The 13,485-nt window shown below is 57.7% G+C and carries 4 protein-coding genes and 1 pseudogene; 3 read left to right on the top strand and 2 right to left on the bottom strand.

The features are described 5' to 3' along the window. Nucleotides 1-2,025, top strand: coding sequence for a flagellar biosynthesis protein FlhA (locus tag DKB74_RS08455; protein WP_109807731.1), 2,025 nt, complete (start codon nt 1-3; stop codon nt 2,023-2,025). Nucleotide 2,026: 1 nt separating this feature from the next. Here the strand turns inward: DKB74_RS08455 and DKB74_RS08450 are convergent, their stop codons facing one another. Beyond that, entirely contained in the window at nt 2,027-2,296 is a 270-nt protein-coding gene (locus tag DKB74_RS08450; RefSeq protein WP_109807730.1) for a flagellar biosynthetic protein FliQ, read from the bottom strand. A gap of 222 nt (nt 2,297-2,518) precedes the next feature. Between DKB74_RS08450 and DKB74_RS08445 the strand changes: the two genes are divergently transcribed. Both DKB74_RS08445 and DKB74_RS18560 read left to right on the top strand, forming a co-directional pair. Then, a complete protein-coding gene (locus tag DKB74_RS08445; protein ID WP_109807729.1) occupies nt 2,519-12,841 on the top strand; it encodes an RHS repeat domain-containing protein in 10,323 nt (3,440 codons plus the stop codon). Between the two features lie 11 nt (nt 12,842-12,852). Further along, the gene (locus tag DKB74_RS18560; protein WP_145960931.1) at nt 12,853-13,281 is read left to right on the top strand and encodes a DUF6386 family protein; all 429 of its coding nucleotides are present in this window, start codon (nt 12,853-12,855) and stop codon (nt 13,279-13,281) included. Between the two features lie 77 nt (nt 13,282-13,358). Here DKB74_RS18560 and DKB74_RS08440 read toward each other — a convergent pair. Then, nucleotides 13,359-13,485, bottom strand: a pseudogene (locus tag DKB74_RS08440) (IS5/IS1182 family transposase); the annotation flags it as partial.

Raw genomic sequence — 13,485 nt, 5'->3', positions numbered from 1 at the left:
ATGATCGCAAATATCCTGCGCAACCAGAAGGATCTGGCGCTGGTGACGGCAACCGTGGCGATCCTCGCCATCCTGTTTACGCCTGTGCCGCCGGCTGCGCTGGATCTGGCGATCATCATCAATTTCGCGCTTGCTCTGACGATCCTTCTGCTGACCTTCTACGTAGCCAAGCCGGTCGAATTCTCGACATTTCCTTCCCTGTTGCTGGTGGCAACGCTCTATCGCCTTTCGCTCAATGTCGCGGCGACGCGTCTGATTCTCAATCACGGCAGCGCGGGTCAGGTGATCGGATCGATCGGCGCTTTCGCCGTGCAGGGCAATTTCGTCATCGGCCTGGTTGTCTTTTTCATTCTGGTCGTGGTGCAATATGTCGTCGTGACAAGCGGCGCACAGCGTGTGTCCGAAGTTGCAGCGCGCTTCACGCTGGATTCGATGCCTGGTCAGCAAATGAGCATCGATGCCGATCTCAACATGGGTCTGATCGACCAGAAGGAAGCGGTTCGCCGCCGGGAGGAGCTCGAGAAAGAAGCGAGCTTCTACGGCGCGATGGACGGTGCTTCGAAATTCGTGAAGGGCGACGCGATCGCCGGCATCATCATATTGCTGATCAATATCATTGCCGGGTGGATCATCGGCATCACGCAGATGGGAATGGACTGGTCCGAAGCGTTGGCCCAGTTCACGCTGCTAACGATCGGCGATGGCATTTCTACGCAGCTTCCCGCGCTGATCATCTCCATTGCTACCGGGATTATCGTCACGCGTTCGGGCTCCGATAAGCAGCTCGGAGCAGAAGTGCTGCGGCAACTGGGTTCCGAGCCCAGAATTCCGCTGATCGTGGCAGCAATTCTGTTAGCGCTGCTGCTGCTGCCCGGAATGCCCAAATGGCCGATCGTCATCATCGCCACTGGCACCGCGATTGCCTGGTGGCGAAATCGTCGGCAGGGGGCACGCGAGGCCGACAACGACGTGCCCATACTGGACTCCGCTTCCTTGGCATCTGCCGAGCAGCCGCCTGTACTCCAGCTTCGCCTTGGCGAATTGCTTGGAGAGTCCTGGGGGCGGGATGGCGCCCAAATTCTTGATCGGATCGCGACGCTGCGAAAGGCATATGAGCAGGAATTGGGTATCGGTTTTCCTGCTGTGCAAATCGCCGATGGGCATGGATTGGGGGGCCAAGAATATGAAATACGCTTGTTCGGCGCTCGCTATGGTGCCGCAGAGATATACCCGGATCAACAGCTGGCGGTTTCGGGTCCCGGCGTCAAAATGCGTCTGAACGGGATCGAGGCTGTTGATCCCGCATTTGGGTTGCCCGCGGTCTGGATTGATCCGTCGCGTGCCGGTCAGGCGCGTGAGGCAGGTTATACGCTGGTCGATCCGCTGACGGTGATGATCACTCATTTCAGCGAGATTGTTCGCGGCGAAGCGGCGACGCTTCTTACCCGTTCGCAGGCAGTTGCCTTGATTGATGGTCTGCGCGAGCGGCAACCGGGCCTTTTCGAAGAGCTGGTGCCGAACATTCTATCGATGGCGGATGTGCAACGCGTCCTGCAAAATCTGCTGGCGGAGAATGTGTCGATCGCCAATCTCGACATCATAATCGAGCACCTTACCGATGTCGGTCGCAATCAGAAGGATCCAGCCGAACTTACCGAACTGGTTCGTCAGAAGCTGAGCTACGCGATCTGCCACAAGCTGCGCGGCCAGCACAGCGACTTGGCAGTGCTCAGTCTTGATCCGCGCCTCGAAAACCAGATCATCGGAGCAGCCCGCCCAGGCGCCAGCGGGGGAATGGCGCTCGATCCGCGTCTGGCGGAGCAGATGCTTCGCAAGCTTGCGCCGCTCAGCGACGAAATGTTCCGACAAGGCAGGGCGCCGGTGCTTCTGTGTGGCGCCGAACTGCGCCGTCACTTGCGGGGGTTGACACGGCGAGCACTGCCGCGCCTTTCCATCCTTTCGATCAGCGAGATTCCGTTCAGAATAGATCTCAAATCGTTCGACATCGTAAAGTTGGAGGGATAGCTTATCCTGCGAGGGTCGGGATAAGCAGATATAGGCCGCGCGCGAAATCACTAATGCGTGCAATCATCCATGGTCCAAGCAGAACCATAAGGGTTCCCGCGACGATCAGCTTGGGAACAAAGCTGATCGTCATTTCCTGAACCTGTGTCGCCACCTGAACGATGCTGATCAACAGGCCGACAAGCAGAATGGCTAAAAGAATCGGCCCAGCCACGATCGCGCAATTCCACAGCATATCGTCGAGAAGATTCAACGCGCGATCAGCTTCCACTCGAACTCTCCGGTTGGTCAGGGCGGCTGTCGCTCTGCCGCGTTAATCATGATCTTAGACAAGATCGGTCGGATCGCAATGATCTCGACGATCCGCCTTGCAACTTTCCCGGACGCAGAACTTCTAACTTTTTTGTCGGATCGACCTAAACTATTCCCGCAATCCCCTGACTAATCCTCTGAAGTGGCAGGCAGGTGCGTGCCGCACGAGGGGGCTTACGCAATGGTTGCGATCTTCACGGGTCAGGGCACGGGGCTGCAATCCGGATCCGCATCGGTGCTTGGCGGTGCTGGCTTGCTGGGGAGCGCGGCACAGGGCGGATCTGGAGATAAGGTCTACGTCAATGCGTCGACCGGGAACCTTGTCGTGCAGCGGCAGGATGAATTTCTGGTCGGACTAGGTCCCGATGTGGGCATTTCGCGAAGCTATAACAGCCTGACGACGTTGTCCGACGATAATGGGGACAAGTGGCGTCAGAGTACCGATCGCATAGTTTACGGGCTCAGCGGGACGCTTAACACTGCCGGCAGCACGATCAAACGTGTCGCGGCCGATGGTTCTGAGATTGTCTACACCTATGACACGTCAAAGGCTGCCTATGTCAGCAAAGCTGGCGGCGGAGCCTATGACAGAATCGTCAAGTCGGGGACGAACTGGGTGTGGACCGACGGCGACACCGGCATTACGGAAACCTATGATGACAGTAACGGCGGCAGGATAACCCAGCAGGCAGATCGTAGCGGCAATACGCTTACCTTCACCTATTCGAGCGGCAAACTCTATCGTGTAACGACCGCAGACGGTGCGTGGGTCCAGTACAATTGGTCGGGCAATAACATTACCAATGTTCAGACCGGCTATACCGATCTTGCGACCAACACGTCGAAAACCCTGACGCGCGTCTGGTATGTCTATGCCAGTGGTCGCCTTTCCCAAGTGCGCACCGATCTGACGCCATCTGACAATAGCTCTCCGACCGACAGTCGGTCGAGTTGGACGAAGTATCTCTACGATTCTTCTGGGCGCGTCACGACGATCCAACAGAGTGACGGTTCAAGCCTTTCGATAAGCTATGACAGCTCCGGGCGGGTGGCGACCATCGCCCAGGCGGCTTCTACCGGTGTCTCGCGCACAACAACGCTTAGCTATGGTAGCAATTACACCGAAGTTACCGATCCGTCCGGTCAGGTCACGCGGCTTACCTATGATACGTCGGGTCAACTCAAGCAGATCAAGGCGCCGCCTGCCTATTCCGGAGCCGCGCAACAGATCGTCAGCTTTGCGTATAATAGCAATGGTGATCTGACGAGTTCGACCGATGCAAATGGCAAGCTGAGCAGCTTCACTTATGACGCGGACGGCAATCTCCTCACCAGTACAGACCCGCTCAATAATGTCGTGACGCGAACCTATGGGTCGGGCGGTCTGCTTTTGACCGAGACCCATAGCGGAATCAACGAGAGTGGCGCCTCTGTGTCGGAAACCACGCGCTACGTCTATGACGGCGTGGGCCGATTGGTGGGAACGATCGGGCCGCGTGGTGAAGTTACCACGATCGAACGCGACACCTATGGCCAGGTTCTCAAGACCGGCTCGCTCAGTGAAACCTACTATAATATCAGTGGCCTCGCGTCGAACCAGTCGGTTAGTCAGTCGGCGCTGCAGAGCTGGATATCAGCGCAGAACAAGAACGCGATGCAGGCGACATTCGTATCGTATGACGCGCGCGGAAATGTGGTCAGCGAAACCACCTACAGCAAGCTGACCTCGGCGGGCGCAGCGGCATCCGGCGCCGAGCTGCAGCAGACCGCCTATGTCTATGATCAGGCCGGGCAATTGTTGTCGCGCCAGCACTCGGGACAAAACGCAGAGACCTTTGTCTATGATGGCATGGGGCGCGTTACCGCATCAACCGACCTTGACGGCGGCACGACGACGTTCTTGTTCAACGAGCCTCAGCAGACGACCACGATCACAACGGGTTCAGGTTATACCGTCACCAGCACCTATAATCTGGCTGGCGATCTGATCAGTCAGGTGACGAGCGGGGCCAACGTCAACGGCGGCACGACCAGCTATGCCTATGACAGCCTAGGTCGTGTTCGTGTCAAAACCGACGCAGCCGGTGGCAAGCAATTCTATATCTATGACAAGGCAGGGCGACTGGTTGGCGAAGCCATCAAGCTTGCGAATGGCACCGGCGCGCTGACCGAATACCGCTATGACGACGACAATCGACTCGTCGCGACTGCACAATATGAGACGGCGCTTTCCGCTTCGGTGCTGACCACGCTGAGCAATCCCGACGCCGCTTTCGATATCAGCAGCATTCGCCCGACAGCGACCGTGGACGACCTTTGGTCATGGACTGTTTATGATAGCGCCGGTCGCGTGGTCGAGCGGATCAACAATGACGGCACGGCGACGGCTTACAAATATGACGCTGCGGGTCGGTTGGTTTCCACCTTGGCCTATTTCAACACGCTTTCTGCCAGCAACCTCAACACCTACCGAACGACTGCGCCATCGACGCCGGTCTATCCGACCGCACACACCAATGATATCGTTACACGCTATTTCTACGATGCCAGTGGCAATCTGGTCGGTGCGCTGGACGGCAACGGCTATTTGACGCGCAGCGAGTATGACGCCGCCGGGCGCAAGATATCCGACACTGCGTTTGCTACGGCAACGACATCGAGCCTCCGGGCAACCGGCAGCTTCACAGCGTTGGTTGCAAGTGTGGGAACCAGCAGCAACGACCGCACCAGCCACTATGTGTATGATAGCGCTGGCGTGCTGCGTTACACCGTCGATCCGCTTCGGCACGTCGTTTCATCGACTTACAATGCCGCCGGGCAGGTCGCCAGCGCGACCAGCTATGCCGCAACGCTGGCTGCGACCACCGATTACAGCTTCGACAATATCCAGTCGCTGGTCAGCGCGATGGCCGGCAACACCAACAATCGCACCAGTTGGAGCGTGTATAACCCAGCAGGTCATCTGGCCTATGCCATCGATGCTGGCGGCGGCGTTGCCGGATTTACTTATGATTCCTATGGCAACCTGATCAAATCGATTGCCTTTGCGAGTGTGCGGAGCACTACGTCGCTGCCCTCGCTTGCGACGATGGATGGCTGGGCCGCATCGCATGCCAGCGATTCCGGCAATCGCATCACTCGCAGCTGGTATTCCGCGCGCGGAGACGCCCTCTATACGGTCGATGCCGCGGGATATGTTACGCATCAGGACCTTGACGCGCTCGGACGTGCCGTCGCGACGACGCGGTGGAACAACGCGATCAGCGTAAGCGACAGCACAACTTTTTCCCAGGTGGTTAGCCTGGCTTCGGGCGCAGGTGATGCGGCAACGCAAAGCTATAGTTACGGCATCGATGGCCGTCTCACACTCGCGACAGACGCCGAGGGTGGGAAGACGTCTTACACCTATCGTGCCGACGGCCAGCTGACGCAGCGCGTGGATGCGTTTGGCACATCGAGCGCGGTCACGACGACCTATGATTATGATGCCGTTGGACGACTGATCGAGGAGATCCACGCGCAGGGCACGTCGGTCGCCGCTACCACCAGCTATGCCTATAACAGCTTTGGCGAAATGGTCAGCGTCACGACCAATGGCCAGCAGACGCAATATAGTTATGACGGCCTGGGGCGGGTGACGCTGGTCACCTATAATGACGGGTCAACCCAGGCCCAGGCCTATAACGCCTTTGGTGAGGTCTGGCGTACCACTGACGCCCGCGGCAATTTTAGCTATGCCTGGTTCGACACGTTGGGTCGGACGGTCGCGACCCGCGACGCTGAAAGCTATGTCACCGAAACCAGCTATACCGCCTTTGGCGAGGTGGGCAGTGTAACACAGCGCTACAACAAGGCTACAGGCACCGCTTCTGCCAACAGCCTGCCGACTGTTTCGGCCAGTACAAGCGAAGATGCCGTTACCGCGTTCAGCTACGACAAACTGGGGCGCGTCCTGACATCGACGGACGCACTCGGATTTGTCGAAAGCTATAGCTACGACGCGTTTGGCAATCGCATCTCGGTCACGGGCAAGTCGGCGACTGCGTCGGCCGCGGCGAGTGGTGCGACCGTTACTTACACCTACGATAAACTCGGCCGCGTCCTGACCGAAACCACGCCGATTACGGTCGACAATGGACTGGGGACCGTGTCGACAGTCGTCAATCGTTATGAATATGATGCGCGGGGCAACCTTACGAAAAAGGTCGAGGCGGACAATCTCAGCTATAAACGAACGACCAGCTATACCTATGACAAGCTTAATCGCCTGAAATCGACAGCGGGCGATTCCGTGACGGTGATCGACGACGGTCTGATCGCGACTACCAACGTAATTCCCACTGAATATGTCTATTACGACGCGCGCGGCAATGTCGTTGAAACGATCGACGCAGGTGGCGCGCGCACGCTGTATGGCTATGACAGCCTCAATCGCAAGATCAGCGAGCTGGCGCAGACCAGCGACACAAAGGGCACCTACTCGTCGTTCACATATGATGCCAATGGCAATCTGTCGGCCAGCCGGGTCTACGCAACTGCCGTCACGCTGCCGTCCTCCAGCTCGCACACGATTCCATCGGCTCCGAGCGGTAGCAGCCGCAGCGTGGCCTATGTCTATGATGCGCTGAACCGGCTGATATCGACGACGGCAATGTCTGCAATGTCGGGGGGGCTTGCAAGTGGCTTTGCCTCTGCAACGCGCACGACTAGCTATCAATATGACGCGGCGGGCAATGTAGTTCTGACCACTGATCCCAATGGGGGGACGACCTATAGCTGGTACGACAAGCGCAATCACGAGACTGCGCGGCTCGATGCCGAAGGGTATCTGACCAAATGGTCTTACGATCCGGATGGCAATGTCGTCAGCGAGCGGCGCTATGCAACCCGGTGGACCGGTACGGTTTCGACTGCGTCGGCGCCGGCGGTTTCGACCAACGGCGCGGATCGGGTTACCACCTTCACATATGACAAGGCCGGGAACCGTACGTCCGAGACGCGCGCATCGGTCGCGTCGTACACGATCAACAGCAGCACCGGCGCGCTGACGCTGCGGAGCGGAGCGAACGCAAATTCCACGATAGAATACACCTATAACGGCCTCGGCCAGGTGCTGACCAAGACCGAAGCGACCGATGAAACATCCAGCTACACCTATGACTCTGCCGGCCGCCTGACCAGCGAAGCGCGCTCGTCCTTTTCCGATGGTTCGACCACCGTGACGCCGACCACAAGCTATCGCTACGATGGACTGGGAAATCTGACGCGCGTTACCCAGGCAGGATCGGGAAGCCTGCCATCCCGGGTGACCTCCTACACCTATGCCGCGGGTTCAGGGCGGCTCCTTAGCATGACCGACGCAAGCGGCTTCACCCGCAGCTATGGCTATGACGCAATGGGGCGGGTGAAAAAGGAGAGCTACACCCGCGTCTCGGGAAGCGGGGTGACGGAGGCACAGGCAACGCGCTACGACCTGGCTGGCCGGGTTATCTATTCAGGCGTTTATACTGGCAATTCCACCAGCATGAGCGAAGTCGATTATTCGCAGACCACCTATAACAGCTTTGGCGAGGTCGTGACGGTCAGCGCGCACGGTCAGACCCAGATTACCAACTATTATGACTCGGCCGGGCGTTTGTGGAAGACCAATGCCGGCGACGGTATCTGGAAGGTCTACGGCTATGACAAGAACGGCAATCAGACGATTGTCATTACTTCGGCCGGCACCAGCCTCAATGTTTCCAGTTTCACAACTGCGTTGGGCATGGTCAGCCAATCGGGCGTCAATGCGACTTATACGACCTATGACAAGCGCAATCTGGCAATCACGGTCACCGAAGAAGGGCGGCAGCACGATACCGCCAGCCTGACGACGGCAGATACATTGACGACCTCGCGGACCTATAACGCCTTTGGCGAGGTTGCCAGCGAAACCAATGCCTTGGGCTATACGGTCAATTATACCTATAATACCATGGGTCGTCTTACGAAGACGGAATACCCGTTAGTAACGGTTACCCTTGAAAACGGCCATGACAACGCCCCGTCACGCCCGACTGAGAATGTCTTCTACGATATCTCTGGCCGGCGAATTGGTTCCCAGGATGCGAACGGCAACATCATCTCGCAGCTGCTGCTGGCAGGCACGGGATATGGCTCCGATGCGTTGGTTGCGACCGAATGGCATCCCGACTCAGGCTACATCAAAAACAGCTATGACATCTTCGGCGACCTGCGAAAGGTCCGCAATGAGCGCGGCAAATATACCAGCTACGCATATGATCAGATGGGGCGGGTGGAAACGATCATCCGGCCTGCCACGAGTGCAGGCACGCTGGTCGAGCAGATCCGATACGACAATCTGGGCCAGCAGGTCCTGCATTCGTCCAGCGCATCGAACACGACAATCGATACAACTGCCTATGACGCGCTCGGCCGCGTGGTGTCGACAACGATCGGCGGCGATACGACGACAATAGAATATGAATGGCATGACGAAGGCGCATCCGGCATCTCCGTTAGCGGTGGATGGACGGTCACGACTACCTACGCCAACACCCGAAAACTGATCGAAAAGAGCGACAGCGCCGGACACATGATCACCCGGACCGATCTGGGCGGACATGACTTTACCTTCAGCTATGACGTGGCGGGACGGCTCTCAGGGCGCACCAGTTCGGTTGGCGAGAACCTTGCCTATACCTACTACAATAACGGTCAGGTAAAGAGCATTGCCACGACAACGGGTGACACCCAAACGGATAACTGGTCCAGCCTGACGACTACCTACCAGTATGACAAAATCGGCCAGTTGATTCGCCAGAACACGGTCGATGCCGGCGAAGAATATTATGAAACCTATAACTGGAAATTCGACGATGGCGTGAACGGCGGGCTGATCACGCATCATGTTTCATGGTCGAACACGACGCAGAATATCACCGCTACCTATGATGCGCTCGGTCGGTTGAGCACCTGGTCCGAAGCGGGCGGCAGCGAGAGCAACCCGAAAATCCTGCCGGCTTCGGTGTCGTATAAATATGACGCCAACGGCAATATTCGCCGGACCAACGCCACCTATACCAAGCTCAATCAATATGGTCAGGCCGACGGCACGACGACCCAGGATTACTGGTTCCGCTATGACGCGATGAACCGCGTGGTGACGGCGAACGGCACGTTGAGCGGGACTGCCGGGGCCACCGGAACCACCATTGTCCGCGGCGTGGGCGGCACCGACATCGCCTATCACCTCGATGGTCAGCGAAGTTCGGTGACGCGCTCGGTGCAGCGCAACGTCACTGCAGTCATTATCGGCGGCGACCCCTTCCTTTCCTCGGCATCGGCCATGTCGTCGCCTTCGGGTCCGGAACCTCAGATGGCGCCGCCGGGCGGCATCATCACCATCCACGATACGATCATCGTCGATCAGCGCGAAGACTATCTTTATGACGATGCCGGGCATCTGACGACAGTCCAGATGGCGGAATCAAGCTTCAATCAGGCGGCCTGGGAGCTGGATCCCGAGTTCAACGACGCGCAGAATTATGTCGGCGCTCTGCCGACGACGGGCACGAACAAGGCGCTCTATACCTACGACCTTGCCGGGCGGATGTTGACGCAGACCGATTATACCAGCGGCACGACGGTGGGTTATAGCCGCGCGCTGACCTACAACAGCGTCGGTCGGATCGCGACGGAGAATACGGCGACGCGGCGCGGCGCCGACACCTATCTGGCGGACTCAACGTATAATTATGGCACCAGTGGCACGACCAGCTATGCGCTGGGCTCGGCGGCCAGTGTCACGACCAAGAACTACAAGAACAGTCGCACAACCAGCGGTGACAGCGCAGCTCCCGATACGAAAACCACCAACACCTATGAATGGTGGGACGGCGCCGTTCAGAACAAGGTCGAATATGACAGCGATACCGGAACGACATCGAACCAGGTCTATGTGTCGACCTACAGCTACAACGGATCGGGCCAGCTTAAATCGGCGCATATCAACGACGGGCGTCCGCGCACGGTAACCTATCTCAACGCAGCCGACGGCCAGGTGCTGCGGCGCGACGAGAGCGATTCCAGTTCCGCGACCGTCGGCGATCCGCATGAGCTATGGTATCGTTTCGGCGGCAAGCAGATCGGCTATGTCGGCAATAACGGGACGCGCAACGAGGCGTATGACGCGTCGGTAACTGATCGCCAGCGCGTGCAGGGCAGCAACACGGCGTTCCGCGAGGGCTATCAGCAGAACGCCGATTTCGGGCTCGGCTATGATGCGATCACCAGCTATGCACAGGGGAGTTCGGGCGGCATGTACACCGCGCAGGGCGGCGAGAGCCTGGCGGCGGTTGCGGCGAACCTGTGGGGCGATGCGAGCCTTTGGTACAAGCTGGCCGAAGCCAATGGCATGTCGGGCAGCACGACGCTGGTCGCGGGCCAGTCGCTGATCCTGCCGGCGGGGGTACAGCGCACGCACCATTCGTCGACCACGCTGCGCCCCTATGACCCCACCGAAACGCTGGGCGACACCAGCCCGACCAACCCCGCACCGCAGGTCGCTCAGAAGAGCAGCAAATGCGGCGTGTTCGGCGCGATCCTGCTCGCGGTGGTCGCAGTGGCGGTTACCGTGGTAACGAGCGGGGCCGTGCTGGCTGCCACTGGTGCAGTCGAGGGCGGACTTGCCGGCGGCATGTCGACCGTTCTGGGAACATCGGTCTTTGGCGGCGTCGTAGCCAGCGAAGTCGGCGCTGGTGCGATGATCGGAGCTGCCGCCATCGGCGGTGCTGTCGGCAGCGCAGTCAGCCAGGGTGTCGGGATCGCGACCGGCATCCAGCACAAGTTCAGTTGGAGTGCCGTCGCGATGGCGGGCATTGGCGCGGGTGTATCCGCCGGGATCGGCCAGGTATTCCCGGGGCCGAAACCGGAATCGTCGCTGACCTTCGGACGGATCGCAGGGGCAGCGGCGCGAGGCGCGGCGGGCAGTGCGATCACGCAAGGCATCGGCGTGGCGACGAAATTGCAGTCGCATTTTGACTTTGCCGGCGTTGCCGCCGCAGGGATCGGCGCGGGTGTCGGCTATGCTGCCGGCAAAGCATTCGGCGTGGAGTCGCTGGCGCAAAATAACAGCGCGGGCAACTACGCGGCGATGCTCGGCCAGCGCACGGTCAGCGCGATGGCGAACGCGGCCACCCGCAGCGCGATTTCCGGCGGCAGCTTCGGCGACAATTTCCGCGCCGCCATGCCCGATGTGATCGCCCAGACGCTTGGGGATCTGGTGGCGTTCGGGGTGGGGGGGGGCGCAGAGAAAGCCGATACCCCTGCGGGAAATACAAACGTCGCAAATAGCGAGGCGCTGCGCAGGCTAATTGTTGAAGGTGCCCCGGCCAGCTTACTCTCTGCCGGGGACATAGCGGCGATGGCGGCGGACTTGTCGAGCCATATGCCAACTGTTACGGAGGACAACGACAACTCTCCAAGCGCATCAAATTCTTCTAGTTATAAAGAAGAAGGCGCTTCTAACAATGAATACGGCCTTGATCCGCTTGATAATGAGGTGGGAATTGGCGTTCGCGTTGCAAACGGTGAAGGGGATCTAAAAGATTTAGATGAAATTATGTTCTACCTTGATAATGGACATAAGTATGAAGCTGCAGAACTAATTATAGGACTCACTGGGCGCGATCCAGATGTTTCTAATGAAGAATGGGGTAGTTGGGCAGAGAGGTTGTTTAGGCAAAGTCCATTTGATGACTACAGTGATAGGTCGTATGATAATTTCCAAAAAATTCGTCGCGTTGCATACTTCATGCAAGAAAACATGAATGATAAAGAGTTTGAATATTTTGCATGGGATGATTACTCCGTTATAATTAGTGTATTGGAAGAGCCTAAGTATACCATGTATGCGCTAAATGATCGGCCGTTGAAGGGGGCTGGTCTTGTGGGCGATATGATTATTGATGGCATTGCCACTTTCGGCGTGGGCGCCGCCGCGAAAGCTGGAGTTTCATTGGTTGGCAAGCCTTTGGCGAAACTTGGCACCACCTTGCTAAAGCGCTCTGTTGCCGCAGAGAGGGGTGGCGCTGACCTGATCGCTAGCAGGCCAAAAATATTGAGCGATGCGAGCTTGCCTCCCGATGAGCTGGCCTATTTGCAGAAGCAGTTCTCCAGAAAAGAGTTGTCGATCCAGCGTGCGGCAAATCGCGGCGAGCTTACATTCTCTCCTGGAACTGACAGCGTTCGCATCAAAAGCTTGCAGGAAGCATATCGCGCCGATGTCGCTGCACGCTATGAAAGCATGTATGGGAAGCTTCTTGATCTCGGTAGGTTTAATGCCGACCATCCCGTCGATTTGATCATCGGCGGCGCGGCCCATCAACGGCTTAGGCTGCTGAACGACACAATCAATCAGAGCGTAGGTTCGTCCTTGAGACAGGCTGCGAAGCGTGCCAACCTCGCCCCAGGGGCTCCAATCAACAGTGTGATATTCAGATAAGAGTTGCAAGTATGACCAGCATCACAACCGACACAGCCACGTTTTGTCTGTTTGACCTTGCGTGCCTTCGGCATCGGAAGGACGATGCGGGAGACTGGTGGTCGATCCACGCAGACAAGATTGTAGAGATAAATAAAGGTAACATAATAATATGCGACCTCGGATCGGATGGAACATATGAGGTCATATTTTCAGATCAAGATATTAAGACTGATCATAGATATAGCTTCAAGACGGAAACTGGTAAGGTATATTATGGGCCTGGTGAGGAAATATCCGGCGGAGGATTTGAGCCTGATGGCTCGTGGGGCGGCGGATTTATTTCATTGGAGCCGGGAAACTATATTTGTAGTATAAAGAAGGATATCGATAAGATAATTTTGCATGTAACCGCGGGTGGTTCGGGCACTAATAATATTACGGAAGTAATCAGAATCTAGCTGCCGCAGAGAGTCTACCGAAGGGAACGAAGCTTACCTTCGACAGAGCAACCAAGTCGTGGACAAGTCCGGAAGGCCTAGGCCGTAGACTCATAAGCGCGCAGCCACAGCCGCATTGAGGCGAGCTGGATCATGGCGAGGAAGTTGGCTGCGAGCTTGTCGTAACGGGTGGCGACGCGGCGGAAGTGCTTCAGCTTGGAGAAG

It is taken from the genome of Stakelama portus, from assembly GCF_003171655.1.
GTDB classification, from domain to species: domain Bacteria; phylum Pseudomonadota; class Alphaproteobacteria; order Sphingomonadales; family Sphingomonadaceae; genus Sphingomonas; species Sphingomonas portus.
Note: the sequence above shows the minus strand (reverse complement) of the source record. Positions and strands in the feature narration are given on the sequence as shown.

Coding starts and splice junctions, on each gene's coding strand:
- DKB74_RS08455 (WP_109807731.1), top strand. CDS start 1: ATGATCGCAAATATCCTGCGCAACCAGAAGGATCTGGCGCTGGTGACG.
- DKB74_RS08445 (WP_109807729.1), top strand. CDS start 2,519: ATGGTTGCGATCTTCACGGGTCAGGGCACGGGGCTGCAATCCGGATCC.
- DKB74_RS18560 (WP_145960931.1), top strand. CDS start 12,853: ATGACCAGCATCACAACCGACACAGCCACGTTTTGTCTGTTTGACCTT.